Source organism: Agrobacterium tumefaciens (genome assembly GCF_013337285.1).
Classification (GTDB): domain Bacteria; phylum Pseudomonadota; class Alphaproteobacteria; order Rhizobiales; family Rhizobiaceae; genus Agrobacterium; species Agrobacterium burrii.
The window spans coordinates 111,956-136,191 of the sequence record NZ_SUPW01000002.1; the positions used below are offsets into that span (position 1 = coordinate 111,956).

Annotated in this window: 27 protein-coding genes; 13 read left to right on the top strand and 14 right to left on the bottom strand. The window is 60.8% G+C overall.

Annotation, left to right across the window (positions count from 1 at the left end; genetic code table 11):
* Position 1: 1 nt before the first annotated feature.
* From FCH38_RS06265 to FCH38_RS06300, 8 genes are all read right to left on the bottom strand, one after another.
* Entirely contained in the window at positions 2 to 298 is a 297-nt protein-coding gene (locus tag FCH38_RS06265) for a type II toxin-antitoxin system RelE/ParE family toxin (protein WP_149899856.1), read from the bottom strand.
* A gap of 45 nt (positions 299 to 343) precedes the next feature.
* On the bottom strand, positions 344 to 1,228 hold the full coding sequence (gene purU, locus FCH38_RS06270) for a formyltetrahydrofolate deformylase (RefSeq protein WP_149899857.1): 885 nt from the start codon (positions 1,226 to 1,228) through the stop codon (positions 344 to 346).
* Positions 1,229 to 1,433: 205 nt separating this feature from the next.
* A complete protein-coding gene (locus FCH38_RS06275) occupies positions 1,434 to 2,210 on the bottom strand; it encodes a YbaY family lipoprotein (protein WP_174373216.1) in 777 nt (258 codons plus the stop codon).
* Positions 2,211 to 2,293: 83 nt separating this feature from the next.
* Positions 2,294 to 2,536, bottom strand: a complete 243-nt coding sequence (locus tag FCH38_RS06280; protein ID WP_174373217.1) for a helix-turn-helix domain-containing protein — start codon at positions 2,534 to 2,536, stop codon at positions 2,294 to 2,296.
* Positions 2,537 to 2,545: 9 nt separating this feature from the next.
* Positions 2,546 to 3,085, bottom strand: coding sequence for a DUF2975 domain-containing protein (locus tag FCH38_RS06285; protein ID WP_149899860.1), 540 nt, complete (start codon positions 3,083 to 3,085; stop codon positions 2,546 to 2,548).
* A gap of 141 nt (positions 3,086 to 3,226) precedes the next feature.
* Positions 3,227 to 3,613 carry a hypothetical protein gene (locus tag FCH38_RS06290; protein ID WP_236776570.1) on the bottom strand — a complete coding sequence of 129 codons (387 nt, stop codon included), beginning with the start codon at positions 3,611 to 3,613 and terminating at the stop codon, positions 3,227 to 3,229.
* Positions 3,614 to 3,806: 193 nt separating this feature from the next.
* The gene (gene hutX, locus FCH38_RS06295; protein ID WP_149899861.1) at positions 3,807 to 4,331 is read right to left on the bottom strand and encodes a heme utilization cystosolic carrier protein HutX; all 525 of its coding nucleotides are present in this window, start codon (positions 4,329 to 4,331) and stop codon (positions 3,807 to 3,809) included.
* A 10-nt stretch (positions 4,332 to 4,341) separates the two neighbouring features.
* Complete coding sequence (locus FCH38_RS06300) at positions 4,342 to 4,689, bottom strand: antibiotic biosynthesis monooxygenase family protein (protein ID WP_149899862.1); 348 nt, start codon at positions 4,687 to 4,689, stop codon at positions 4,342 to 4,344.
* A 196-nt stretch (positions 4,690 to 4,885) separates the two neighbouring features.
* Between FCH38_RS06300 and FCH38_RS06305 the strand changes: the two genes are divergently transcribed.
* From FCH38_RS06305 to FCH38_RS06315, 3 genes are read left to right on the top strand one after another with little or no spacing between them, the layout of a single operon-like run.
* Entirely contained in the window at positions 4,886 to 5,779 is an 894-nt protein-coding gene (locus tag FCH38_RS06305) for a heme/hemin ABC transporter substrate-binding protein (protein WP_174373218.1), read from the top strand.
* A complete protein-coding gene (locus FCH38_RS06310; protein WP_174373219.1) occupies positions 5,776 to 6,864 on the top strand; it encodes an iron chelate uptake ABC transporter family permease subunit in 1,089 nt (362 codons plus the stop codon). The genes FCH38_RS06305 and FCH38_RS06310 overlap by 4 nt, the downstream gene beginning before the upstream one ends.
* Positions 6,861 to 7,643: a heme ABC transporter ATP-binding protein gene (locus FCH38_RS06315; RefSeq protein WP_149899865.1), complete on the top strand. Its 783-nt coding sequence runs from the start codon at positions 6,861 to 6,863 to the stop codon at positions 7,641 to 7,643. The genes FCH38_RS06310 and FCH38_RS06315 overlap by 4 nt, the downstream gene beginning before the upstream one ends.
* 11 nt (positions 7,644 to 7,654) lie before the next feature.
* Here the strand turns inward: FCH38_RS06315 and FCH38_RS06320 are convergent, their stop codons facing one another.
* On the bottom strand, positions 7,655 to 8,011 hold the full coding sequence (locus FCH38_RS06320) for a YbaN family protein (RefSeq protein ID WP_149899866.1): 357 nt from the start codon (positions 8,009 to 8,011) through the stop codon (positions 7,655 to 7,657).
* A gap of 252 nt (positions 8,012 to 8,263) precedes the next feature.
* On the opposite strand from FCH38_RS06320, the gene FCH38_RS06325 reads away from it, so the two are divergent.
* The 5 genes from FCH38_RS06325 (at position 8,264) to FCH38_RS06345 (ending at position 12,531) form a co-directional block, all read left to right on the top strand.
* Positions 8,264 to 8,659, top strand: a complete 396-nt coding sequence (locus FCH38_RS06325; protein ID WP_149899867.1) for a VOC family protein — start codon at positions 8,264 to 8,266, stop codon at positions 8,657 to 8,659.
* 30 nt (positions 8,660 to 8,689) lie between these two features.
* Entirely contained in the window at positions 8,690 to 9,403 is a 714-nt protein-coding gene (gene ung / locus FCH38_RS06330; protein WP_153516477.1) for a uracil-DNA glycosylase, read from the top strand.
* Positions 9,404 to 9,473: 70 nt separating this feature from the next.
* Positions 9,474 to 10,550 carry a DUF2218 domain-containing protein gene (locus FCH38_RS06335; RefSeq protein WP_174373220.1) on the top strand — a complete coding sequence of 359 codons (1,077 nt, stop codon included), beginning with the start codon at positions 9,474 to 9,476 and terminating at the stop codon, positions 10,548 to 10,550.
* Between the two features lie 164 nt (positions 10,551 to 10,714).
* Complete coding sequence (locus FCH38_RS06340; protein WP_174373221.1) at positions 10,715 to 11,659, top strand: VOC family protein; 945 nt, start codon at positions 10,715 to 10,717, stop codon at positions 11,657 to 11,659.
* A 257-nt stretch (positions 11,660 to 11,916) separates the two neighbouring features.
* Positions 11,917 to 12,531 (top strand): alpha/beta hydrolase, encoded by a 615-nt coding sequence (locus FCH38_RS06345; RefSeq protein ID WP_174373222.1) that lies wholly within the window; start codon positions 11,917 to 11,919, stop codon positions 12,529 to 12,531.
* 74 nt (positions 12,532 to 12,605) lie between these two features.
* Here FCH38_RS06345 and FCH38_RS06350 read toward each other — a convergent pair whose 3' ends face one another.
* Entirely contained in the window at positions 12,606 to 13,190 is a 585-nt protein-coding gene (locus FCH38_RS06350) for a hypothetical protein (protein ID WP_153516481.1), read from the bottom strand.
* A 673-nt stretch (positions 13,191 to 13,863) separates the two neighbouring features.
* Here FCH38_RS06350 and FCH38_RS06355 point away from each other — a divergent pair.
* The gene (locus FCH38_RS06355) at positions 13,864 to 14,397 is read left to right on the top strand and encodes a transglutaminase-like cysteine peptidase (RefSeq protein ID WP_174373223.1); all 534 of its coding nucleotides are present in this window, start codon (positions 13,864 to 13,866) and stop codon (positions 14,395 to 14,397) included.
* A 54-nt stretch (positions 14,398 to 14,451) separates the two neighbouring features.
* On the opposite strand, the gene FCH38_RS06360 is transcribed toward FCH38_RS06355, so the two are convergent.
* On the bottom strand, positions 14,452 to 15,339 hold the full coding sequence (locus FCH38_RS06360) for an EamA family transporter (protein WP_174373224.1): 888 nt from the start codon (positions 15,337 to 15,339) through the stop codon (positions 14,452 to 14,454).
* 241 nt (positions 15,340 to 15,580) lie between these two features.
* Here FCH38_RS06360 and FCH38_RS06365 point away from each other — a divergent pair, with 241 nt between their 5' ends.
* Together FCH38_RS06365 and FCH38_RS06370 are read left to right on the top strand one after the other, a co-directional pair.
* A complete protein-coding gene (locus FCH38_RS06365; RefSeq protein WP_174373225.1) occupies positions 15,581 to 16,879 on the top strand; it encodes an adenylosuccinate synthase in 1,299 nt (432 codons plus the stop codon).
* A gap of 70 nt (positions 16,880 to 16,949) precedes the next feature.
* Positions 16,950 to 19,232: a hypothetical protein gene (locus FCH38_RS06370; RefSeq protein WP_174373226.1), complete on the top strand. Its 2,283-nt coding sequence runs from the start codon at positions 16,950 to 16,952 to the stop codon at positions 19,230 to 19,232.
* A gap of 444 nt (positions 19,233 to 19,676) precedes the next feature.
* Here FCH38_RS06370 and rpoH read toward each other — a convergent pair whose 3' ends face one another.
* The 3 genes from rpoH to FCH38_RS06385 all read right to left on the bottom strand — a co-directional run bounded on the left by rpoH (position 19,677) and on the right by FCH38_RS06385 (position 22,880).
* A complete protein-coding gene (gene rpoH / locus FCH38_RS06375; RefSeq protein ID WP_149899876.1) occupies positions 19,677 to 20,579 on the bottom strand; it encodes an RNA polymerase sigma factor RpoH in 903 nt (300 codons plus the stop codon).
* A gap of 167 nt (positions 20,580 to 20,746) precedes the next feature.
* Positions 20,747 to 21,571, bottom strand: coding sequence for a class I SAM-dependent methyltransferase (locus FCH38_RS06380; protein ID WP_174373227.1), 825 nt, complete (start codon positions 21,569 to 21,571; stop codon positions 20,747 to 20,749).
* Between the two features lie 286 nt (positions 21,572 to 21,857).
* Complete coding sequence (locus FCH38_RS06385; RefSeq protein WP_174373228.1) at positions 21,858 to 22,880, bottom strand: RluA family pseudouridine synthase; 1,023 nt, start codon at positions 22,878 to 22,880, stop codon at positions 21,858 to 21,860.
* A gap of 38 nt (positions 22,881 to 22,918) precedes the next feature.
* Between FCH38_RS06385 and FCH38_RS06390 the strand changes: the two genes are divergently transcribed.
* Both FCH38_RS06390 and FCH38_RS06395 read left to right on the top strand, forming a co-directional pair.
* A complete protein-coding gene (locus tag FCH38_RS06390) occupies positions 22,919 to 23,311 on the top strand; it encodes a hypothetical protein (protein WP_153516486.1) in 393 nt (130 codons plus the stop codon).
* Complete coding sequence (locus FCH38_RS06395) at positions 23,301 to 24,161, top strand: TrmH family RNA methyltransferase (protein WP_174373229.1); 861 nt, start codon at positions 23,301 to 23,303, stop codon at positions 24,159 to 24,161. Before FCH38_RS06390 ends, FCH38_RS06395 begins: the two co-directional genes overlap by 11 nt.
* Positions 24,162 to 24,236: the final 75 nt, after the last annotated feature.

Sequence of the window (24,236 nt, forward strand, 5' to 3'; positions counted from 1 at the left end):
CTCATTCCTTGAGCGCTCTGGCCAGTTTCTTGGCTTTGGCAATGTCGCGGGACTGGGATGCCTTGTCGCCACCGCACAGCAATATGATCACGACATCGCCGTTCCGGATGAAATAGACCCGATATCCGGGTCCAAGATCGATCCTGAGCTCACTGACGCCTTCGCCGACCGGCTTTACGTCTCCGGGATTGCCATCTGCCAGCCTGTAAATGCGCCGTGCAATGCGGGCACGCGCCTGCAGATCGCGCAGACCCGCCAGCCAATCGGCAAACTCGCTTGTTTCCCGGATCGTGAGCATGGCCAAATGTAAACTATGGTTGTCATTCCGTCAATGACGGACGCATCAACCCATCCGTTCCGAAGCATAACTTCCCGGGCTTGGCGGGAAGACCACGGTGCGGTTGCCGTTGATGAAGGTGCGGTGGTGGATATGGGCGTGGATGGCGCGGGCGAGCACCTGGCTTTCCACGTCGCGGCCAAGCGAGACATAGTCTTCGGCCGATTGCGCGTGGGTGACGCGCACGGTGTCCTGCTCGATGATCGGGCCTTCGTCGAGATCGGCGGTCACGTAATGGGCCGTTGCGCCGATCAGCTTCACGCCGCGCTCATAGGCCTGCTTGTAAGGGTTTGCGCCCTTGAAGGAGGGGAGGAAGGAGTGGTGGATGTTGATGATTTTACCCGACATCTTGCGGCACAGGTCATCGGAGAGAACCTGCATGTAACGGGCGAGCACGACGAGTTCCGTGCCGCTGGTCTCGACCAGGTCCATAAGCTGGGCTTCGGCCTTCGGTTTGTTTTCCTTCGTAACCTTGATGTGGTGGAAGGGAATGTCGTGGTTGACCACCACTTTCTGATAATCGAAATGGTTGGAGACGACGCCGACAATGTCGATGGGCAGCGCGCCGATCTTCCAGCGGTAGAGAAGGTCGTTGAGGCAATGGCCGAAACGCGACACCATCAGCATCGCCTTCATGCGCTGGCCATCGGGATAGATATCCGACGCCATGCCGAATTTTTTCGCAACCGGCTGAAAGCCTTCGGTGATGGCCTCAAGAGACGCGCCTTCCTCCGAAATGAAGGAGACGCGCATGAAGAATTTGCCGGTTTCCAAATCGTCGAACTGCGAACTGTCGACGATGTTGCAGCCTTTTTCCGCCAGATAACCGGAAATCGCGGCGACGATGCCGCGGGTTGATTTGCAGGCTACGGTCAGAACATAGGATGTCATGCGTTTTCCCTCAAAGACATCGCGCCGGCATGAACCGGCGCTGTTTGGCGCGTTCCATAACGCAGCTTGGCGGCAGAGCAAAGCGCCAAGACGAACGCAGCCAAAGTCATAAAACGGGAAAGGCACCCGCGCCGTGCCGGAAGCGACATGGAATGTTCCACGGCCAGCACGGCGGCGGGCGCTTGCGACAGGGTGGTTACCGGCTTCAGGCGCGGCGCAGGCGCATGGCCGGGCGGCCGCGGCCGTCAATCAGCTCCAGCGTGCCGCGGCGCGGCTCCAGCCGGAAGGAGCGCGCGCCCTCCAGCGCTTCGATGAACTGCCGTTCCTGGCGCATGATATCCGGGGCGCAGGCCATCTGGGTGGAAATCATCCGGCCGAAATCGACGCGGTTGCGGCTGATTTTCACTTCGCCGCCGATGCCGTTGCAGCCGACATTGGCTGACACGCGGCCCTCGCGGGAAATTTCCAGCGTCGCCTCACGGCGGCCGCGAACCCGCTCGCCACGGATGTCCTGCACCAGCCAGCGCCCATCGATACCGGCTTCCGGCTCCGGCCTGCCCGGATTTTCCCCAACGCGTTCCAGCACGAGATCGGTATCGTCACGGCCGCCGGTCAGCACGGAATAACGGCGGGTGGTGGTGAAAAGCAGCCGGTCGCGGTCACGGATTTCGGCGCTCAGCGCATAGGAGCGGCGGGCGCGGATATCGCGGTCGTCATACCGCAGCACGAAGGGCACCGGCACCTGTCCGCGCGGGCGGATGGTGGTTTCAGCAATCGTCTGCGATGGCGCATCCGCCAGCGAAACGTCGATCAGGCGCACGGTCACGGTCACGCCCGGCGGCAGAGCGATGCGCTCACGATAGGAAACGCTGCCGCGCAGGCTTGCCGGTGCGGCCGCCGCACCGCTCGCCGCAAAAAGCGGGGCGAGCGCGAGAAGCCCGGCAAAACTGCGGCGCGAAAGAAGAGGCTGGCGGTCGTTCATGGTGCTTGCTCCGTTCGAATTTCAGCGGATGATAGAAAACGGCACTGAACGGGCGATGAACCAAAGGTGTCTGTTCGCGTGCTTCAGGCTTCGTCCTCGGTATCTTCCGCCAGGGCAAGAGCGTCCCGCCTGTATTCGAGAAGGTCGCCGGGCTGGCAATCCAGCGCTTGGCAAATGTTTTCCAGGGTCTCGAAGCGCACGCCTTTTGCTCTGCCGGATTTCAGGATCGACAGGTTCTGTTCCGTGATGCCGATACGGGCTGCGAGTTCCTTCGAGCGCATTTTCCGTTTTGCAAGCATGACATCCAGATTGACGATAATCGGCACGGGCGTTTCCTAGATGAATTCACGGTTTTCGTCAGCGATGCGCGCCGCTTCTCCAAGCACCCAGCCCACCACAATCAGCAGACCGCCGGCAAAGCCCGCAAGCATTTGCGTGCTCTCGAAAGAAAAGGAGATGCTCGGCACCGGATTGCCCATCGTCAGGAGGAAGGACGCCAACCCGGTCATGATGATCTGCGCCGGCAGGAGTGCTGTGAGGGCAACCCCGATATGGATCAGTCTCTTGCCCGAGGCCTGCGTGAATATCTCGCCTCTTTCGAAGAGGCGGAAAAGATGGGTGGCGAACCACAGGCCCCCGAGTGCTGCCAGAAGCGGCAGAAGCCCGATGACGAAACCGGAAAAGCGAACGAAGTCCGTCAGCAGGTAAGGGGTGGCGGGCGGCAGGATCTGCTTTTCGATCACCTCCCGCAGGCTTTCCGTATCCGTCCACATGGCGGCATAGCTGGCGATGAGGAGGCTCGCGAGAAGGAAGGCGAGGCATATCAGCATACGGCTGACACGCGCTATGCGGTGGCTGACGGAGGGGTCGGTCATCAGGTGATCCCGTGGTTCCTGTTCCTCCAATTCATGTAGGGCGATAAATTTATAACGTCAATCGAGGTCGCACCCTGCGCCGAAATCCTGTTACGCATGCTGGAGGGTTGCACCCTCTCCCGCCAGCATGCTTGGTTAGGCCTATCGAGCTTGCATGTCGATATTGGTGATCTGGCCCCGGCCGTTGAGGCTGAGTGACCAGAGCATCTGGCCCTTTTCGAAGGTAACCTTGAATTTATGGAGATCGCCCGCTTCGGTCGTCTCTTTTCCAAGGTACTGCACAGCCGTCACTTTGCCACGGCGTTTCAGGTCTCCGGAAACCGCGCCCGCATTGGCCCTGACGTCGGCGACGATATCGTCTTCGAAGCGCGAAAGGTTGAGGCTGCCGCTACGCGCTTCTTCAAGAACGGTCCGCAAGGTGCGTTCCGCCGCAGCGGGGTCCTGACCACCCGCTGCCTGGGCGGGAACCAACAAAATGCAGGCTTGCAGCAGGGCGCTCGCCACAGCGATGGCAAGTAATTTCTTCATTATCGAAATTCCTTTGTACAAATGACGACCGGCTCGGCCGACGACGGCCAATCTCGATCAGGAATATCGATTTTGCAATATTTTTTATCGTAAAACGATAATTAATTGCTCTATGTCATTGTTTCGTTCGTTGCTGATCACCAGCGGACCGCGAGAGAGGCCACCCCGTTACCGTGGCGGCCTCCCAGAAGCCTCAACCGCGAAAACCGTCCCGCAGCGTTTCGAACTTCGCCAACTGCTCGGCCCGCAATTCCTTGTTTTCGTCGCGGCGGACGAAAATCTTGAACATGGCGCTGCCGGCGGCATTCATGAACCAGACGGAACAGGAGCGGCGGCCGTGAAAACCGCGATCGACGAAGGTGATCGTGGCGCAATTGTCCTTCTTGATGTGACCACCGATCGGGCTGTCGCCGTGGATGTTGAACCAGCCGTGGCTTTCCGTGCCTTCCGGCAGGTGGCCGGGCACTTCAAACACGATATCGCCGGTCTGCACGATCATCAGGACTTCGCCCCAGCCGCGCATCTCGTTCCAGATCGCGTCGAACTGATCAGCGGCAGCGGAAACGGCCGCACCTTGCGGCAGGATCGCCAGAATTTCGGCCGGCGTCACCTCGGCCTTGGCGGCGATGGCTTCGACGATGCCGTCAGGCTTTTCGGCAAGGGCGGCGGCGGCGCGGGCCTGCCTGTCGTCGTCGGTCTTTTGGGCTGCAATGCTCATCGGGCGGGTCTCAGGCGGCAATCGAACGGCGTTCGCCATTCTTGTCTTCATGGATGATGACGTCGAAACCTTCGAAATGCGGGCCGGAAAGATATTCGACTTTGCCGCGATTTTCGCCGGCCTTGGCGTGGGCAGCGCGGAACTGTTCGGACTTCGTCCAGGCAAGGAAATCGTCCTTGGTGGCCCAGAGCGTGTGCGAGGCATAAAGCGTGTGGTCGTCCGCCTTCGGGCCTTTCAGCATGTGGAATTCGATATAGCCCGGCAATTCGCTCAGGTGCGATTTGCGCTCGCGCCAGATGGATTCGAAGGTTTCTTCGTAACCCGGTACGACGCGAAAACGGTTCATTGCGATAAACATGGAATTCTCCCTTTAAGTTTCCTGTTTCAGTCAGGATATCCAGCCGCGGCGACGTTGGGAAGAGGCTCACGACAAAGCGAACAAAATTACTCCACTTATTGATTGCGCGGCTCATAAACATGTGCAAATAACTCAAGTTAAAGGGCGCGGGCAAAGCCGCGCCCGCCCGTGTTTGGTCGTGTTTCAGGATAACGCCATGTTGAATTTTCGCCTTCGCCCGCTCGTTTTCGCCGCCCTTGTGCCCGCCGCAATCGCCTTTGCCGCGCCGGCTGCCACGGCTTCGGACAAGGGTAATCCGGAGGCGAAACGTATTGTCGCGGTGGGCGGAACGGTGACGGAAATCCTCTATGCGCTGGGTGCGCAGGACCGTATCGTGGCGCGCGACAGCACCAGCAGCTATCCGGCTGATGCGCTCTCCAAGCCTGACATCGGCTATATGCGGGCGCTGTCGTCGGAAGGCATTCTGTCGCAGAAACCGGATCTCATCCTCTCCGAGGACGGCTCCGGCCCGGCGGATGTCGTTGCTATTCTCAAGGCAAGCGCGGTGCCTTTCGTCACCGTCGATACGCCGCCAAGCGGCGATGCGATACCGAAGAAGATCGAGGATATCGGCGCGGCTGTGGGGCTTTCTGACAAGGCTAAGGCGCTGGCGGCGGACACCAGGGCCGGACTGGATGCGCTTGCCAAGGATGTTTCGACTGTCCCTGAAAAGAACAGGAAGCGCGTTCTTTTCGTGCTCTCCAGCGCCGGCGGCCGCGTCATGGCGGCGGGCAAGGATACGGAAGCCGCGGCGATCATCGAAATGGCCGGCGGTATCAATGCCGCTCAGGAAATCAGCGGTTATAAGCCGCTGACGGATGAGGCGGTCATCGCCGCCGCACCCGATGTCGTGCTGACGATGGCGCGCGGCGACCATGCTGGCAAGATGGCCGAGATTTTTGCGCTGCCCGCCTTCCAATCCACGCCGGCCGCCGCTGCAAAGGCGCTGATCAGCATGGACGGGCTTTATCTCATCGGTTTTGGTCCGCGCACGCCGGCTGCCGGCCGTGAGCTGGCAGCCAAGCTTTACCCGGAGACGGTAAAGCCGTGAGCCTTGCTGCCTTGAGTTCCGCTGAGGGCAGGGTTGCCGGCGACAGATCCCGGCAGGGGGTCGTCACGCTTGCCGTGCTTGTCGGCATCCTGCTGTTTGCCTGTGGTGTGTCGCTTGTCAGCGGCCCGACGGGCGTCGGCATTTCTGAACTCTTCGCTTATCTTACCGGCGGTGCGGCTGAGCTCGACGCCCGTGACAAAATCATTCTCGAAGCGGTGCGCCTGCCACGCACGGCGCTCGGCATGTTGATCGGCGCGGGGCTTGGCGTCTCCGGTGCGATGATGCAGGGCCTGTTCCGCAATCCGTTGGCTGATCCCGGCATTGTCGGCGTCACCTCGGGTGCCGCGCTGTTTGCGGTTGCCGCCATTTCTCTCGGGGAAGGCGCGCTTGCCACGGTCGCTGTGTTTTTCGGCCCGCATTTTCTGCCGCTGATGGCGTTTTTCGGTGGGCTCCTGAACACCTGGGTGCTTTATCTGATCGCTACGAAGGACGGCGCCACCTCCACCACCACACTCATTCTGGCCGGCATCGCGGTGGCGGCGATCAGCGGCGCACTGACCGGGCTGATGATCTTCATGGCCGATGATCGGGCGCTGCGTGACATTACCTTCTGGTCGCTCGGCTCGCTTGGCGGGGCGACGCCCGCCAAGGTGCTCGCCACCTTGCCGTTCATCATCGTCGTGCTTGCCATCATTCCCTTCGTCGCACGCGGGCTGGATGCGCTGATTCTGGGTGATGCCGCCGCCTTCCACATGGGCATTCCGGTGCAGCGGTTGAAGCGGATCGTCATTCTGGCGGTTGCCGCCGCCTGCGGGGCAAGTGTAGCGGCGGCCGGTTCTATCGGTTTCGTCGGCATCGTCGTGCCGCATCTTTTGCGCCTTGCCATCGGCCCGTCGCACCGCTTCCTTTTGCCGGCCTCCGCCCTTGGCGGCGCGGCGCTGCTGCTTTTGGCCGATAGTTTCGCCCGGACGGTGGCGGCACCGGCGGAATTGCCCATCGGCGTCGTCACGGCGCTGATCGGCGCGCCGGTCTTCCTGTTCCTGCTGCTTGGGCGCGGCGGCTTTTCCATGCGGAACGCGTCATGATCCGGGCCGAAAACATCACCCTCATCCGCTCCGGTCGCCGCTTGCTGGACGACGTCAGCGTCGACCTGAAACCGGGCAAGGTCAATGTCATCATCGGCCCAAACGGTGCGGGTAAATCCACGCTGATGAAGGTTCTGTGCGGTGAGCTGCCTCCAGAGCATGGTTCGGTTACCTATAACGACATCGCCCTGCCGCTGTTCAAGCCGGTGCAGCTTGCCCGCCTGCGCGCCGTGCTGCCGCAGAATACCCAACTTGCCTTTCCTTTCACCGCGTTTGAAATCGTGCGCATGGGGGCGGTGGCGCAAGGCTCGCGTGCACCGGATGAACAGGCCCGCCGGGCGCTTGCCAAGGCCGGCTTGAGGGGTTTCGAGCAGCGCTCCTACAACATGCTGTCGGGCGGCGAGCAGCAGCGGGTGCAATTTGCACGCGCCTTGGCACAGGTGCCTTTTCCGGTGGAAAACGGCGAGGTGCGGGCGCTGTTTCTCGACGAGCCAACGGCAAGTCTCGATATCGGCCACCAGATCGCAGTCCTGGAAACGGCCCGCGATTTCGCAGCCGGTGGCGGTCTGGTGCTGGCCATCCTGCATGATCTCAACCTGGCGGCGGAATTTGCCGATCAACTTATCGTCATGCATGGCGGTCAGGTGACGGCGAGCGGTCCCTCGCTCGACACGATCAGCGATGAGACGATTGCAAGGGTCTATGGCATTGGCGGCGTCGTCGGCCGGTTGCCGGCGCGGCATATTCCTTACGTTCTGCCGCAGTCGCGGCATCGCTAGGAGAAAACCGCTCAGCTTTCCGGGCGGGTGGCGATGAACAGTGCAGAGCCAAGCATGACGGCGGCAACAATTGCCGCGCGCACAAGCGGCGGGTCGCTCAGGAACCAGAAGGCAGCGTAACTCACCGTCATGGCCGAAAGCGCGGCGATCTTGGCCTTGCGGGCAATTGCGCCGCGTTCGCGCCAACGCCGAAGCGAAGGGCCGAATCTGGGGTGGCTGAGAAGCCATGCCTCGAGCCTGGGTGAAGAGCGGGAAAAACACCAGAGCGCCAGAAGCAGAAACGGCGTGGTGGGCAAAACGGGAAGAAACGCGCCGACAATGCCGGTCGCGACCATAAGCCAGCCAAGACAGAGGTATAGAAGGCGCATGGCTATGCCGGTATCATGACTTATCTACTCATGATAGAGCGGGTGTGAGAAAACCGCGAGCCTTGTTGCCGCAGGCCCCTCGCCAGACCGGGAAAACCGGCGGTTTTTGCCATCACATTTGGCGTGATCGAACCGTTACGCGCCGTCGCAGGTTGCCTTTAGGGTTGAAAGCGCGACGCTCAGTCTTTATCCCCTTGGGCCGCATGCCCGGAGCATAACCGGGCCACCACGGGTTAAGAAGAAGGAAACACCATGGCCAAGCTGATCCACTCGATGGTCCGGGTGCTGGACGAAAAGCGTTCGGTGGAATTTTACAAACAGGCTTTCGGGCTTGAGATTGCGGAACGCGCCGAGTTCGAGAATTTCACGCTGATTTATCTCAGCAATGCCGAGGGCGATTTCGAGCTGGAGCTGACCGTCAACCGGGCGCGCGAAGTGCCCTATGCGCTGGGTGATGGTTACGGCCATCTCGCCGTCAGCGTTGCCGATGTGGATGCGGAGCATCAGCGCTTCACCGAGATCGGCCTGTCTCCCGGCAAGATCATTGAGGCCGAACACAAGGGCCAGCCTTTCGCAAAATACTTTTTCATCTGCGATCCTGATGGCTACAAGATCGAGGTATTGCAGCGCGGCAACCGGTTCAAATAGGTTAGAGGAAAGATCATGGGAGAGGCGGGCATGGCAGAGGCAGGCGTCAAACTTGAGGATAGCTGGAAACGCGTTCTTTCCGCCGAATTCGCCAGCCCCTACATGCTGAAGCTGAAAGACTTCCTGCTTGCCGAAAAAACTGCCGGCAAGCGCATCTTTCCCAAGGGCGCCGAATATTTCCGGGCGCTGGATCTGACGCCGCTGGATGAAGTGAAGGTCGTCATTCTGGGACAGGACCCCTATCACGGGCTGGGTCAGGCGCATGGCCTGTGTTTTTCAGTCCAGCCCGGCGTGCGCATTCCGCCTTCGCTCGTCAATATCTATAAGGAATTGCAGGCCGATCTCGGTATCCGCCCGGTCGGGCACGGTTTTCTGGAAAGCTGGGCGAAACAGGGCGTGCTTTTGCTCAACAGCGTACTGACGGTGGAAGAATCCCGCGCCGCCTCGCATCAGGGGCAGGGCTGGGAGAAATTTACCGACGCCGTCATCCGCGCCGTCAATGACGAATGCGACCATGTGGTGTTCCTGCTCTGGGGTTCCTATGCCCAGAAAAAGGCGGCCTTCGTCGACCAAAAAAAACATCTGGTGCTGCGCTCTCCGCACCCTTCGCCGCTTTCGGCCCATAACGGCTTTTTCGGCAATGGTCATTTTTCCAAGGCGAATGCCTTTCTCGTCTCCCACGGTCGCCAGCCGATCGACTGGCAATTGCCGGAAACGGCGGGAAGCGATAAAAACCTTCTTTAGATACTCATAAATACCTTTACGCTTTGCGGTTGTCGGGATTAAAGATAACCGGACTATAAAGTGAAGGATTATGCCCGTGTCTCTCCTGTCTGCAGAAACCTCCGTCTCGCTGCCCGATCCGCTGTCGATCGTTGACGCTTTCGAAGATCATTTTTCCGAGCATATGGAGATGGAGCGAGAGGGGCCGACGGTGCGCTTCAAGACCGAATATGGCCATGGCAGCTTCAGCGCCGAAGGTGGCCGTTTTGCCGCGCGGGTCAGTTGCATTTCCGAACACATCCTGATGTCGGTGAAGGCCATGGTGGCCGAGCATATTGTTGAGTTTTCCGGCAAAACGGGGCTGGATTTCCGCTGGAGCGGCCATGGGGCCTATCAGCGTGAATTGCCCAATCTCTTCATCGGCAGGGTTGCCCGCGCCTATAACCTCACGCCGCATATGCGCCGGCTGGTGGTATCGGTTGAAAGCGGCATCGAAAGACTTGTGACCGGCGGCATGCATGTGCGCCTGCTTCTGGTGCCGGATCAGGCCCGCGCACCGGTCTGGCCCTATCTCGCACCCACCGGCGCCATCGTCTGGCCGGCCGGCGACGATCTTCTGATGCGGCGCGTTTATACCATCCGTTCCGGCGATATTGGTCGCGGCGAGGTGGATATCGATTTCGTCATGCATGAGGGTGATGACATGCCGGGCGCAACCTTCGGCGCGACGGCAAAGCCGGGTGATGTTCTCGGCATCATCGGCCCGAGCGGCACTTGCCCGGAAGCGGAGCGTTACGTCTTTGCCGGTGACGAAACGGCGCTGCCGGTGATGCTGCGCATGGCAGCCGAAATGCCTGTTGGCAAGACGCTCAGCGTCTACGCCGAAATTGACGACGAGACCGAGCGGCAGGAGATTGTCTGCGCCGCCAATGTTGAATGGACATGGCTCTATCGTCGCGGCAAGCCTGCCGGCACCTCCGGCCTCATCGAAAAGGCGCTGCGCGAGCATGCCTGGAGTGCGGACCACGAGGGCCTGCATGTCTTCGTCGCCTGCGAAAAATCAGAGGCGAGGGCGGCCAAATCCTTCCTGACCGACGAGATCGCCTTCCCCAAGGCGTCGCTGCGCGCTGTCGGTTACTGGACGATGGGCGCTGCCGACGATCACTAAGGTTGCCTTGGCCGGCTGATTGAACAGTGAATCTTATTGTTCACTGATCGGGAACAATCCGTTCCTGTTGTTCGATCTATCCCCGGCGCGTCCCTTGCCCCATCTTTACGCCATGAACAGGGCAGGCCCGATTGCGAGGCCTGCCAGGCGAAAAGGGGTTTATCATGCTCAACCAGATCAAGGGCCTACACCACGTCACGTCAATGGCGGCCAGTGCGCGCCAGAACAATGGCTTTTTCACCGATACGCTCGGCCTGCGCCGGGTGAAGAAGACCGTCAATTTCGACGCGCCTGACGTCTATCACCTCTATTATGGCGATGAACTCGGCACGCCCGGCTCCGTCATGACCTATTTTCCGTTTCCGCATATCGCCCAAGGCCGTCCCGGCACTGGGGAAGTGGGCACCACGCTGTTTTCCGTTCCGGAAGGCTCGCTCGGCTACTGGCAGGAGCGTCTTTCGAAGGCCGGCGTGGATGGCCTGAAGGCCGATGAAGCCTTCGGCAATAAACGTCTGCATTTTGCCGGACCTGACGGAGACGGTTTCGCGCTGGTCGAGATTAAGGATGATGCCCGCGCACAATGGACCGGCAATGGCGTTGGCGAAGATCAGGCGATCCACGGTTTTCAGGGTGCCTCCTTGCGTCTTCGCGATGAAGGGGCGACTGCCGAGCTGTTGAAATTCATGGGATATCAGGAAGTGGACCGTCAGGACGGCGTGCTGCGTCTGGGCATTCCGGGCGGCAATGGTGCTGATGTCATCGACATCGAAACCATGCCGAATATTTCCGGCGCACGGCTGGGTGCAGGGTCGGTGCACCACATCGCCTTCGCGGTTGAAAACCGGGCGACGCAGCTGGAAGTGCGCAAGGCGCTGATGGATACGGGTTATCAGGTGACGCCCGTCATCGACCGCGATTATTTCTGGGCGATCTATTTCCGCACCCCCGGCGGCGTGCTGTTTGAAGTGGCCACCAACGAACCCGGTTTCGACCGTGACGAGGACACCGCCCATCTCGGCGAGGCGCTGAAGCTGCCGAGCCAGCATGCGCATCTGCGCGCCCAGCTGGAAAAGCAGCTGGAGCCGCTGGGTGATGAGAAGGCGGTTTAATCCGCTCGATTGCGCTTGGCACGACGTTGCCGTGTATTTCTTCTCCCCGTTTGGGGAGAAGGTGGCCCGAAGGGTCGGATGAGGGGGCAACGCCAGCGATAGATCGAGAGCTTGCCCCCTCATCCCGCTGCCGCGACCTTCTCCCCGGCGGGGAGAAGAAACAAGCGGCGCTCGCTCGCTCAACATGATTGCTCCACCTGGCTGAAAAAAGCCGCGGGGTATCGCTGAACCTCTTCCTTCCAGAAAGGATTTTTCCCATGACCAAGGACACCTATTTCCACAAATCCCGCGCCGGTGCGGCCAGCGCGCCACTTTTCCTTGTGCTGCATGGCACGGGTGGCGATGAGAACCAGTTTTTTGATTTCGGAGCACGGCTGTTGCCGCAGGCCACCGTCCTCTCACCCGTCGGCGATGTGTCCGAACATGGCGCGGCGCGTTTCTTCCGGCGCACGGGCGAGGGCGTTTACGACTTGGCCGATCTTGCCCGCGCAACGGTGAAGATGGCCGATTTCGTCAAGGCGAACCGCGCGCATTACCAGTCCGGGCCAATCATCGGTCTCGGCTTTTCCAACGGCGCGAATATTCTCGCCAATGTGCTGATCGAACAGCCCGAGCTTTTCGATGCCGCAGTGCTGATGCATCCGCTGATCCCGTTCGAGCCGAAGATCTCCCCAGCCAAATCGTCACGCCGGGTGCTGATCACGGCGGGAGAGCGCGATCCGATCTGCCCGGTGCCGCTGACGACAGCGCTGGAACGGAGCCTTCAGGCGCAGGGTGGAACCGTGGAAACGGTATGGCATCCGGGCGGGCATGAAATCCGCTCCAGCGAGATCGATGCTGTGCGGGAATTTCTGGCGGTTTACGGGGAGTAACACTTGCACTATCGGCGTTCTACGCCGGGTGGGGGGCTTCGGCTCCACATCAGCGAGCCTCTTCCCGCCCAACCTCAGCGATACCCGCATTGCTGCAACTGCGCCTCGTAACGCAGCGCCATGTTGGCGGAGCGGCGGGCGGCCTTCTGGACGGCGGAATTGTTGCGCCAGCTGCCCTTGGCATAACCGGCATGGCCGGAATAATAGGCGAGGTAGAGATTATAGGGGTCGTTCAGCGAAATGCCGTTTTCGCGGCGGCTTTTGGCGTGATACCAGCCGACGAAGTGGATGGCATCGGTGAAATCGGTGCGGCTTGCTCCCCGGCGGCCGGTTTCACGCTGGTAGACACTCCATGTGCCATCCAGCGCCTGGGCATAACCATAAGCGCTGGACTGGCGCGTCCAGGGAATGAAGCCCAGGAGCTTGGTGCGCGGCGGCCGCGCATAGGGGCGGAAGGCGGATTCGGTATAGATCGTCGCCATCATCACAGGCACCGGCACGCCAAACTCCCGTTCCGCCGCTTTCGCATCACGTCGCCAGTTGTTGAAGATGCCGTTTCGCTGCTCGAAAATCGCACAGGCATTGGTGACCTGCGACGGTGCGGTGGCGCAGCCGGCAAGAACGAGCATCAAAAAAACTACGGCCAATACGCCACGCATAACGGAACCCTTTCGTTCCGCTATTCTTAAATTGCTAACCATTAACGTCGGGTTTTAAGACAAGGTTAATTCAAATGCCGCCGATCAGGGGCTCGTTAACCCGCTGAAAATTCCTGTGTCCGGGATGGGGCGAAAGCGTGTGCCCAGCTTCGCCTGCGCGCCTTTTTTCAAGACATTCATCCCCGCGCATCCCCGGTCCTGCCGGGCCGGCTATACTCGCCGCCATCCCGGTCATCGAGCGTGCGCGCGGCGCAAGATGGGCGGGACAGGCGGCCAAAACCGGGGAGTTTCCCGATGTCACGGTTGAGGCGGCCGGCATATGTCCATCCTCCAAACAGGAACCGGTTTGGCGGGCGGTGTATATGTTGAGACCGGGGCCGCATCGCCTGCAAACCCTCAACCATCCATTCAATACCCCGCAGCGATGCGGCCCATTTATCGCCTCTCAACACTGCTTCCGAATTGGGGCGGTGATATCGGCGCATATTTGAATAAAAAGCGATCGCTGTACAAAAATGAAAACCGATAAAATTGTAGCAATCGGCTTAAAGCGGTCGAAAACAGTCGTGTGCCATTGTGGGATCACAGACGGAGAGCGCCTTTGAAAAGAGACGCTTCCAAAAACAGAAATCGAGACCGGCACAAGTCGGCGGATCGCCAAACGGGGTATGAAATGTTGAAGAAGATTATTGCTGCTGCCATCTGCGGAATTGTCGTTGCTTCCATGTCCACCCATGCCGATGCGGCGGGTGCTGCCGGTTTTGCCCGTGGTTTTGCCGCCGTCGAAAAGAGTGCGGTAACGCAGATCGGTGTTTCGGCTCCCGGCGGTTTCGATGGCTGCGTTCTTGCCGCCGGCCAGTGTGTTTCGACGATTGCCGCGCCGCTCAACGGCGAGCGCCGTGATAAGCTGCTGCGCGTCAATCGCGATGTGAACGCCACCATGGGCGCGCTCGATGATTATTTTTCCGGTTTCGCAACCGATGTCCCGGCAACGCCTTCGTTAAGCCTTGGCGATTGTGGTGATTGTGCCGCCATCAAGCGCACGGCCCTTGCCGGTGCCGGCTGGTCTTCGAGCGCACTGCGCCTTGCCTTTTCGCTGAACAATGACGGATCGCTCGAAAAAGTGCTGATCGTCACCACCGACAAGGGCGATATTGTTCTCGGCAATGCCCACTTCTCTCCTGCTGAGCGCGAAACCGCGCTTTAAGCCCATCTTTTCATGCCTGCCAGACTGCGCCGGTTTCTCCTGATCCTTACGTGATCAGGGAGCCGGCGATTTTTTTCGTTCGGCCACGGCAATGCCGGCCAGCGCCATGACGAGTGCTGCGATCTGGTAGGTGTGCAGGGTTTCGCTGAGGACAACAACTGACAGCAATGTCCCGAAGACCGGCACGAGGTTGATGAAGAGGCCGGCGCGGTTCGCGCCGATCTGTTCTACACCCTTGATGTACAGGATCTGCGCGATGAGTGACGCAAAAATGGCGGCATAGACCACCAGAACCCAGCCCTTCTGATCCGGCCAGACGACGCTGTCTCGCGACATTTCCCAGAGGACCAGCGGCACTGAGGTGAGGAGGGCAAAAAAGGCGGGGATGGCCATCAGCGTGCGCCAGTCGACGATGGGTTTCCAGCGCAGGATGACGGTGTAGATGGCATAGACCAGCACGGCGAGCAGCATGATGGCGTCGCCCGCATTCATTTCCAGTTGCAGCAGCGAGACCGGATCGCCATGCGAGGCGAGCAGCGCTACGCCTGATATGGTGAGGCAGAAGCCGACGATCTGACCGAACAGCACGCGGGTGCGGAACAGGATGAAGTTCAGGACGAAAATGACCATGGGAATGCCGGCCTGGATGACCGCGGCATTGATGGCCGAGGTGTGCTGCAGGGCCGTGTAGAGAAAAACGTTGAAGGCGGTGTAACCGACGCTGCCGAGCACGAAAAAATAGGGCAGGCGCTTTTTCACCACCGGCCAGTCCTTGATCAGCTGCGGCACGGAAATGGCGAAGATGATGGCGACGGCGAAGACCCAGCGCAGGAAGGTGAAGGCCATGGGGCTGATGTGGCCGACGGCCAGTTTGCCGGCAACGGTGTTGCCGCCCCAGCAGAGCGTGGCGATGATGAGGGCGATGTAGGCTTTGGAGGGCACGCTGATGTTTCGCTTCTTCACGGGGCGGGATAACGGCTAAGGGGTGAATGGCGGTCTTGCGCCCGCGCTTGCCCCCCACGGGGCGAGATAATGCGGGAAATCCGCGCCTTGTCACGGAAAAAGCAAAATTCTCCATAAGAAACAGGGTCGCTTTCCGTAAAACAACACAGTATACATTCGCGGGTTTGGGTTTCCCATCGGGTTATCGGGCGCGCAAGCGCCATGAGCAGGAAAGCAAGAAATGACGAATGTTGTGGTGGTCGGCTCGCAATGGGGCGACGAAGGCAAAGGCAAGATTGTCGACTGGCTGTCCGAGCGGGCAGATGTCGTCGTGCGGTATCAGGGCGGCCATAATGCCGGCCATACGCTTGTCATCGATGGCATCAGCTACAAGCTTTCGCTTCTGCCGTCCGGCGTCGTGCGTCCCGGCAAGCTCGCCGTCATCGGTAATGGCGTCGTGGTCGATCCGCATGCGCTGATTGCTGAAATCGGCCGTCTGGAAGTGCAGGGCGTCAAGGTCACGCCGGAAAACCTGCGCATTGCCGACAATGCCACGCTCATTCTGTCGCTGCACCGTGAACTGGACGGCATGCGCGAAGACGCCGCCTCCAACAGCGGCACCAAGATCGGCACCACCCGTCGTGGCATCGGCCCGGCTTACGAAGACAAGGTGGGCCGTCGCGCCATCCGCGTCATGGATCTGGCCGACATGGAGGCGCTTTCCGCCAAGGTCGATCGTATCCTGACACATCACAACGCGCTTCGTCGCGGTTTCGGCGCTGCCGAAGTTGCGCATGCAACCATCATGGAAGAGCTTGGCTCGATTGCCGAGCGCATCCTGCCGTTCAGCGAAACCGTCTGGCTGCTGCTCGACAAGAAGCGCCGCGCCGGTGCACGCATTCTGTTCGAAGGCGCTCAAGGGTCGCTCCTCGATATCGACCACGGCACATATCCTTATGTGACCTCGTCCAACACTGTTGCCGGCCAGGCCGCTGCCGGTTCGGGCATGGGTCCGGGTTCGCTGGGTTACATTCTCGGCATCACCAAGGCTTACACCACCCGCGTTGGCGAAGGCCCATTCCCGACCGAGCTGAATGACGAAATCGGCCAGTTCCTGGGCGAAAAGGGTCATGAATTCGGCACCGTCACCGGCCGCAAGCGCCGCTGCGGCTGGTTTGACGCGGCACTGGTGCGCCAGTCGGTCGCCACCAACGGCATCACCGGCATCGCGCTGACGAAGCTTGACGTGCTTGACGGTCTCGATGAGCTGAAAATCTGCGTCGGCTACAAGCTCGACGGGCAGGAAATCGACCATCTTCCGGCAAGCCAGGGCGCGCAGGCGCGGGTCGAGCCGATCTACATCACGCTGGAAGGCTGGAAAGAATCGACCGTCGGTGCCCGAAAATGGGCGGATTTGCCTGCTCAGGCAATCAAATATGTCCGTCAGGTCGAGGAATTGATCGGAGCGCCTGTCGCACTCCTGTCGACAAGTCCGGAGCGTGACGACACCATACTTGTGACTGATCCGTTTGAGGATTAATGTCCTCGGCGATCTAGATTCATAAACCATATCGGGCCGGTACGTCGCCGGCCGCGACGAGAAAGTGCTTATGGCGGATTTTGTAGCAGTCATTCGCAAGGCCGTGGATGGCTTGGCGAGCAATACTCCCGAAAACCGGGCGAAGGTTTACGACAAGGCGCGCAGTGCGGTTGTGCGCCAACTCGAGAATATGAAGCCACGTCCGCCGGAAGAATTGTTGCGCCGGCAGATCGCCAAGCTGGACGCCGCCATTGCCGAAGTGGACAGTGAATATGCCGAGGCGCTTCCGGCGCTGGAGGAGGATGATGCGTTCTCTTCCACTGCCGAAGAGGCGGCAGCGCCCTACCATCAGCACGATATCGACGAAGATCGGGTGGCCCATGCCCCCGAGCCTGTCGAGGCGGAAGAGCCGGCCGCGACTGAGATCGCACAGCCTGAGCCAGCTTATGAAGAACCCGCCGTCGAGGAAGAGCCTCGCCACGAGGCACCCCTTTCCGCGGCAGCCGAGCAGGATGAGCAGGTTTACGAGGAGCAGCGGGAAGAAGACCGCGAACCGGAAGAGCTCTATGAAGCGCCCGCTCCGGTAGCTCCTGTCGTTGCCGATGAGACGCACGGAACCTATTTTACCCGTGCGGAGGAAGAGCCGGCCTATCGCTCGGCGGACGAGCACGATCGCGAATTCGAGACCGCGCCGCGCGAAGAAGAAACGTCCGTTCCCGCCCATTGGGCAAAGCCCGTGGATGAGGACGACTGGCGCAAGCTTGAAGAAGCGCAGGCCGACGATGTGCGCCCTGCTGAAGATTATGCCGATGTGCGTGCCGAGACGGACGAGCGCCCGCTGGTCGCCGGTTATGCCGCGCAGCATTATCAGGACCCGGCGGTGAATTTCGAGCCGGAAAAGCGCGATGCGGATGACCGCTTCGGCCATGCGGCGGTTGATCACGATCCGGTCTTCGGCCGGCAGGATGAATTTTCCGAACCGCGCCAGACGGACGATACGACCCCGAAAAAGTCTGCCGTTGTTGAGGACTTCTCGTCCTACTTTCAGGACACGGAGATCGCCATTCCGGCCAAGGACGCGCCGGCTCTGCCGCGCGCTGACAATGATCCCTTCGGTGATCAGACACCGGCCAAGGACAACAAGGAACGCACCCCCTGGGACGATCTGGATGAGCTGATCGGTTATGACGGCGCGTCGTCTTCCAGCCGGGCAACTGCAGACGATACGCCCGCCGTGGGCGCAGGTGCTGCGACGCCGGCTTACATGGTCAAAAAGAAGCCGCGCCGCAACTATGCGTCGCTGGTGCTTGCCCTTGTCGGTGCCGGGCTTCTGGCAGGTGGCGGTTATGCGCTGTGGATGAACCGCGACGCCCTGAACGACATGGTCGGCGGGCTGGTGCAATCGGCACAGAATGGCGGTCAGACCCAGACGCCTCCGGCCAATACTCCGACAGGTGAGGCGCAGACATCGACGCCGCCTGCAACCCAGCAGCCGCCCGCCACCGGGCAGCAGCCGGCAAATCACCAGGCGCCGACGCATGGCGACGATGGTTCCGTGACCGGCACGAAGTTCACCCAGCGGCTTCTGGCTGACGGGACCGAGCGTGACGAGGGACCAGCGCCGGGCGCGAACGGCCAGCCGGTTACGGCAGAAGGCCAGTCGGTTTACGAACAGAACGTTGCGCCGCCGCCTGCGGGTGAGGCTCCTGCCAATACTGCCAGCGCGCCCGCCGGAACGCCCAATGGAACACCGGCCGGCACGCCGCCGGCCCAGCAGCCCGCAGCTGCCGCCACCGGCGATCGCATGTTCCTTTACGAGGAAGTGCTGGGCCAGACCGTTCCAACGGCCATTCAGGGCAGCGTTTCCTGGTCGCTACAGCAGGAAAACGATGCGGAAGGCAAGCCATCGCCGACCGTTCAGGGCCAGATCACGGTTCCCGGCCGGGGCCTGAGCGCGCTCATCACCTTCAAGCGCAACACCGATCCGTCGCTGCCGGCCAGCCACCTGATCGAGATCGTCTTCTCGGTTTCGCCCGGCTTTGAAGGCGGAGCGATCGACAGCGTCCAGCGTATCGCGATGAAGAGCACGGAGCAGGATCGCGGCAATGCCCTGATCGCGGTGCCGGCCAAGATCACCGACGATTTCCACATGATTGCGCTCAACGACTTCCCGGATGCGATGAAGACCAATCTGGAGCTGCTGAAGAGCCGGAACTGGATCGATATCCCGGTCTCCTATCGCAACGGTCGCCGGGCGCTGCTTACCCTGCAAAAGGGCAATGATGGCATCGCCGCCTTCGACAAGGCGCTTAGCGAATGGGCGGCGGCTGCACCTGCTGCCGGCGGTCAATAAGGATTGAAAGGGCGGCTCGGGCCGCCCTTTTCGTTATATGGCTACGGCGGTGTCTTTGCGTTTGTCGGGTGATGGGTGGGTTAGTTGGTGCTGGTGGGTGTGGCTCACCCCCCTCTGCCCTGCCGGGCATCTCCCCCACAAGGGGGGAGATCGACATGCCGCGAGGTCTCGACCAACTCAACGGTCGAGGATGAAGCGGCGGTAGAGCGTCTTGCCGATCTCCCTCCTTGTGGGGGAGATGCCCGGCAGGGCAGAGGGGGGTAAGCGGCATCCCCCGAAGCATGGATATTTTTCCTGCCGGTTTTCCTCCAGCGCAATCGCCGGTCTCGGATGGCAGGCCATTTCCAGTCGTCAGCCTTTTACTAACAAAAAATCCCCGGCCGAGGGCCGAGGATGATCGATGGTCCGGACGCAAAACCGCTCCGCACTTTTGTTGGATATGCTTTAAGCATCCACCACGCGCAAGGCGCGCGCGGCTTCCAGTGCTTCCTTCTGCACCGCTTCCTGCACCTTCTCAAAGGCGCGCACCTCGATCTGGCGCACGCGTTCGCGGCTGATGTCGAACTCGGAGGAGAGTTCTTCCAGCGTCACCGGGTCTTCCGCAAGGCGGCGGGCCTCGAAGATGCGGCGTTCACGGTCGTTCAGCACGCCCATGGCCTTGGCCAGCATGCGGCGGCGGGTTTCCAGCTCGTCCTGCTCGATCAGCACGGCTTCCTGGCTTTCATGGTCATCCACCAGCCAGTCCTGCCATTGACCGGACTCGCCTTCGGAGGCCTTGATCGGCGCGTTCAGCGATGCGTCGCCATGCAGGCGGCGGTTCATCGAGATCACTTCTTCCTCGGAAACCTGCAGCTTGGTGGCGATTTCCTTGACGTGTTCCGGCTTCAGATCGCCATCGTCAATCGCCTGGATACGGCCCTTCAGCCGGCGCAGGTTGAAGAACAGGCGTTTCTGGTTGGCGGTTGTGCCCATCTTCACCAGCGACCACGAGCGCAGGATATATTCCTGGATCGACGCCTTGATCCACCACATGGCATAGGTGGCGAGACGGAAACCGCGTTCCGGATCGAATTTCTTGACCGCCTGCATCAGGCCGACATTGCCCTCGGACACGACTTCGCCGATCGGCAGGCCGTAACCGCGATAACCCATGGCGATCTTGGCGACGAGACGCAGATGGCTGGTGACGAGCCGATGGGCGGCGTCGCGGTCGCCATGCTCGGCGTAACGCTTGCCAAGCATGTACTCTTCCTGCGGCTCCAGCATCGGAAATTTGCGGATGTCGTCGAGATATCTATTGAGACCGGCTTCGCCGGCCGTAATCGTAGGCAAACTATTGCGGGCCATAAAGCACCCCCTTATCTATGGTCTGGAACGGCACCCTCTTTGGACTGGCAATCACCCGCCCCGAGGCACACCGTAAGCTGCGGGTCGTTACCGACCCCGCACGAACCCATGTAACAAATATGTATGCACCCGCCGCGTTTCAAGCGACGGCTGTGTTCACAGCTCTGTTATGTGCCGACAGCATTGTCTCTGACCTGTTTAACTTTCGAACGGTAGATTCGTTCCGAAAAACCGCCAAGGCCGGAGCGGACCATCAACTCATACATCACCCGCCGGCGCATGGGATTGTGCAGCCGCACGACATTGGAGCCGAGAAATTGCGTTTCCCCACGGCCAAGCGCCTGTAAATCAGGGTCAGCGGTGATTGCGCTGGCGTAGGTCGCGTGAAATTCCCGGCGGCAGACATAGGTTTTATATTTGGTCATGCCGAAGCAGACGAGGCTGTGGCCGTGGGTGCGCAGAAAATCGGCGACGCCCACCGTCACCTCCGGCCAGGCGGGGTTGAAGGTATCGTCAAAGACGATGACGCCATGCGGTGCGATGACCTCCATCGCCAGTTTCGCATCGGCGAGCACATGATGCAGGTGGTGACCGCCATCGATGCTGAAGAAACGCGCCGGGCCGATGCGCGAGGTGATCTCGGCAGGCGCCAGCCGGGTGCTGTCGCCCCTAATGATCAGGTCCTCATCCATAGGAAACCCCAGCCGGCGGCCGTTTTCCATCAGGCGCTCATATTGGTCGAGACTGCCATCTTCGGGCGGATCAAGATCGAACAGGTCGACGCCCAGCACCTTTTCCTGTGTCTGGGCAAATTTGCGCAGCAGGAAATAAGAGCGGCCGTAATAGACGCCGATTTCCGCCATGCCGCCCTTGAGGCCGTCTCTTGTCTGCGCCTGCAGCAGCGCCTTGAACACAAGCGCGTCGGGCGGGTCGATGTAACCTTCTATGCTGCGTAGATCCTGAAATATAAACCGGCGGTCTTCGATATTCATGCGCGATAGATCCCGTCATCATGCCGGTTCCGCTGAGGCTGGCGCATCGAACGGACGGCGTTGCTTGCGGCGTCGGTTATTCGGCAAGCTCGGCATGCGGACACGGCGTTCACCGGAGCGGTTGCAAGCTTTCCGGGGCCGAGGAGGTGCGACGATTGAAGCGAAATTGGGGCGGTCTACAAAAAGGACCGACTGCGGAATATCGCTATCCGCTAATCTTTTTTTATTATCCGGGACTTCCGGCGAGATATATGGCGCGGTTTTTTTGACCGCGCCATACCAGTTTTCAGCTGCGCAGAGCTTCAAGCAGCTCTTGCATATCGTCAGGCATATCGGTTTCGAACTCCATCACCTCGCCGGTGCGGGGGTGTTCGAAGGCCAGCAGATAGGCATGCAGCGCCTGTCGGGGAAAGCGGTTGACGGTGGATCTCGCCGGTTCTTCCAGCAGGTTCGCCTTGGTGCGGAAGGCTGCGCCATATTCGGGATCGCCGATCAGCGGGTGGCCGATATGGGCCATGTGCACACGGATCTGGTGGGTGCGGCCGGTTTCCAGACGGCACTCCACCATGGAGGCGAGGCAGGATGCATCGGGCTTTTCGTGGAACCGTTCGATCACCTCGTAGTGGGTGATCGCCTCGCGGGCGTCATCGGTATCCTCGCGCTTGACGGTGCGTTTGGTGCGGTCGGCGCCACGGCCGAGTGCGGCGTCGATGGTGCCGCGCAGCGTGCGCGGGCGGCCCCAGACGACGGCCTTATAGGCGCGTTCCAACGGCCCGGTGCGGCCGTGATCGGCAAATTGGGCGGCCAGATGACGGTGGGCATTGTCGTTTTTCGCCACGACCATGACGCCGGAGGTTTCCTTGTCCAGCCGGTGCACGATGCCGGGGCGCTTGACGCCGCCGATGCCGGAGAGGCTGTCGCCGCAATGGTGGATGAGGGCGTTGACCAGTGTTCCCGTCCAGTTGCCGGCACCCGGATGCACGACGAGACCGGCGGGCTTGACCAGCACGATCAGGTCTTCGTCCTCATACTCCACAACCAGCGGAATGTCCTCGCCCTTGGGTTCAGGGTCTTCCGGCTCCGGCATGACGATTTCGATGCGATCGCCCGGATGCACTTTCTTTTTCGGCTCGGTCACGGGCGTTCCATTGAGGAGGACCGCGCCCTGCTCGATCAGCGCTTTCAGGCGGCTGCGGGACAGATCGCTGCCAACTTCGCCCACCAGCCACACATCAATGCGGCCTTCGGCGTCTTCCCCGGCAATCAGGACTTTCCTTGGGTCTCCGCCTTGTTTAAAGGGGTCGTTCATTGTTATTTTTCCGATCCATCAGCATTTCAGGGAACCCTATGACGCAGATCGAGCCAGACGAACAGGAAGACAAGCCGCTTGATCCGGCCGTGGAAAAAGTTCGCCGCAAGATGATCCGTTTGCAGATCGTGTCGGGCTCCGTGATGTTTATCAGCCTTATGGCCGTCTTCGGCGCAGTTGTCTACAAGGCGATGGGGCCGTCGAAAACCGTTGCAACGCAGAGTGCTGCGCCAAATCTTGCCGTTCCCACCGGTAACGGCCCGCTGGCCGTCACCGCCAGCCTGCCGCAGGGCTTTACGATCGACAATGTCAGCTATTCCGGCGGCGACATGCTGTTTTACGGCCGGCTTGCCAATGGCACCCGCAAGGCGCTGGTCTTCAACGTCGCGGCCGGCCGTTTTCTGGCCGATGTGACTGTTGATGCCCAGTGACAGCAACGAGGGTGTGCTGCTGGATGGGCGGGCGCTGATTCCGGTCGATGACCCGGCCGATCCGCGCATCGCCGCCTTTCGCGATATTCGCGAACGCGACCTCACCGGACGGCAGGGCCGCTTCATCGCCGAAGGTACGGTGGTGCTGCGCATGCTGGCCGCCGCCCACAAGGCGGGTGGCGCCTTTGCGGCGGAAAGCATTCTCATCCTCAAGAACCGGCTTGCCGGCGTGGCGGATATCCTTGCCGATTTTCCGGCCGATGTTCCCGTCTATGTGGCCGAAGCGCCGGTGCTCGATGGTATCGTCGGTTTCCACCTGCATCGCGGCATTCTGGCGCTCGGCCGCCGGGTGCGTGATGAGGGGCTTGAGGAAATGACGGCAGCGCTTCCCGCCTCTTCGCTGGTGCTGGTGGGCTGCGGCATTTCCAACCACGACAATCTCGGCGCGATGTTCCGCAATGGTGCGGCGTTTTACGCCGATGCCGTGTTGCTGGACGAGACGTGCTGCGACCCGCTCTATCGCAAGGCGCTCAGGGTTTCCGTCGGTTCGGTGCTGTCGGTGCCCTATCATCGCGGCGGCGGGGCGGTGGAAATGCTGGAGCGGCTGTCCGAGGCCGGATTTGCGATCTGGAGCCTTTCGCCAAACGGCGAGACCGAGATCCGCGATATTCCCCGCTCCGAGCGCATGGCGCTGGTTATCGGCACGGAAGGCGAGGGGTTGCCGCAATCGGTGCTGTCGCGGTTTCATACCGCGCGGATTGCGCAATCGCCGCAGCTGGATAGTTTGAATGCGGGGACGGCTTCGGGGCTGGCGCTTTATCAGATGGCGGGGGTTATGGGGCGGGTTTAGGTTCTGCCTGCTTCAGGGGGTGGGATTTATAGCGAGTGTCGGTGTATGCCGCTTCACCCCCCTCTGTCCTGCCGG

Excerpts from the sequence above, each read along its gene's own strand:
- FCH38_RS06265 (WP_149899856.1), bottom strand. The coding sequence starts at position 298 with ATGCTCACGATCCGGGAAACAAGCGAGTTTGCCGATTGGCTGGCGGGT.
- purU (WP_149899857.1), bottom strand. The coding sequence starts at position 1,228 with ATGACATCCTATGTTCTGACCGTAGCCTGCAAATCAACCCGCGGCATC.
- FCH38_RS06275 (WP_174373216.1), bottom strand. The coding sequence starts at position 2,210 with ATGAACGACCGCCAGCCTCTTCTTTCGCGCCGCAGTTTTGCCGGGCTT.
- FCH38_RS06285 (WP_149899860.1), bottom strand. The coding sequence starts at position 3,085 with ATGACCGACCCCTCCGTCAGCCACCGCATAGCGCGTGTCAGCCGTATG.
- FCH38_RS06290 (WP_236776570.1), bottom strand. The coding sequence starts at position 3,613 with ATGAAGAAATTACTTGCCATCGCTGTGGCGAGCGCCCTGCTGCAAGCC.
- hutX (WP_149899861.1), bottom strand. The coding sequence starts at position 4,331 with ATGAGCATTGCAGCCCAAAAGACCGACGACGACAGGCAGGCCCGCGCC.
- FCH38_RS06300 (WP_149899862.1), bottom strand. The coding sequence starts at position 4,689 with ATGTTTATCGCAATGAACCGTTTTCGCGTCGTACCGGGTTACGAAGAA.
- FCH38_RS06305 (WP_174373218.1), top strand. The coding sequence starts at position 4,886 with ATGTTGAATTTTCGCCTTCGCCCGCTCGTTTTCGCCGCCCTTGTGCCC.
- FCH38_RS06315 (WP_149899865.1), top strand. The coding sequence starts at position 6,861 with ATGATCCGGGCCGAAAACATCACCCTCATCCGCTCCGGTCGCCGCTTG.
- FCH38_RS06320 (WP_149899866.1), bottom strand. The coding sequence starts at position 8,011 with ATGCGCCTTCTATACCTCTGTCTTGGCTGGCTTATGGTCGCGACCGGC.
- FCH38_RS06325 (WP_149899867.1), top strand. The coding sequence starts at position 8,264 with ATGGCCAAGCTGATCCACTCGATGGTCCGGGTGCTGGACGAAAAGCGT.
- ung (WP_153516477.1), top strand. The coding sequence starts at position 8,690 with ATGGCAGAGGCAGGCGTCAAACTTGAGGATAGCTGGAAACGCGTTCTT.
- FCH38_RS06335 (WP_174373220.1), top strand. The coding sequence starts at position 9,474 with ATGCCCGTGTCTCTCCTGTCTGCAGAAACCTCCGTCTCGCTGCCCGAT.
- FCH38_RS06340 (WP_174373221.1), top strand. The coding sequence starts at position 10,715 with ATGCTCAACCAGATCAAGGGCCTACACCACGTCACGTCAATGGCGGCC.
- FCH38_RS06345 (WP_174373222.1), top strand. The coding sequence starts at position 11,917 with ATGACCAAGGACACCTATTTCCACAAATCCCGCGCCGGTGCGGCCAGC.
- FCH38_RS06350 (WP_153516481.1), bottom strand. The coding sequence starts at position 13,190 with ATGCGTGGCGTATTGGCCGTAGTTTTTTTGATGCTCGTTCTTGCCGGC.
- FCH38_RS06355 (WP_174373223.1), top strand. The coding sequence starts at position 13,864 with ATGTTGAAGAAGATTATTGCTGCTGCCATCTGCGGAATTGTCGTTGCT.
- FCH38_RS06365 (WP_174373225.1), top strand. The coding sequence starts at position 15,581 with ATGACGAATGTTGTGGTGGTCGGCTCGCAATGGGGCGACGAAGGCAAA.
- FCH38_RS06370 (WP_174373226.1), top strand. The coding sequence starts at position 16,950 with ATGGCGGATTTTGTAGCAGTCATTCGCAAGGCCGTGGATGGCTTGGCG.
- rpoH (WP_149899876.1), bottom strand. The coding sequence starts at position 20,579 with ATGGCCCGCAATAGTTTGCCTACGATTACGGCCGGCGAAGCCGGTCTC.
- FCH38_RS06380 (WP_174373227.1), bottom strand. The coding sequence starts at position 21,571 with ATGAATATCGAAGACCGCCGGTTTATATTTCAGGATCTACGCAGCATA.
- FCH38_RS06385 (WP_174373228.1), bottom strand. The coding sequence starts at position 22,880 with ATGAACGACCCCTTTAAACAAGGCGGAGACCCAAGGAAAGTCCTGATT.
- FCH38_RS06390 (WP_153516486.1), top strand. The coding sequence starts at position 22,919 with ATGACGCAGATCGAGCCAGACGAACAGGAAGACAAGCCGCTTGATCCG.
- FCH38_RS06395 (WP_174373229.1), top strand. The coding sequence starts at position 23,301 with ATGCCCAGTGACAGCAACGAGGGTGTGCTGCTGGATGGGCGGGCGCTG.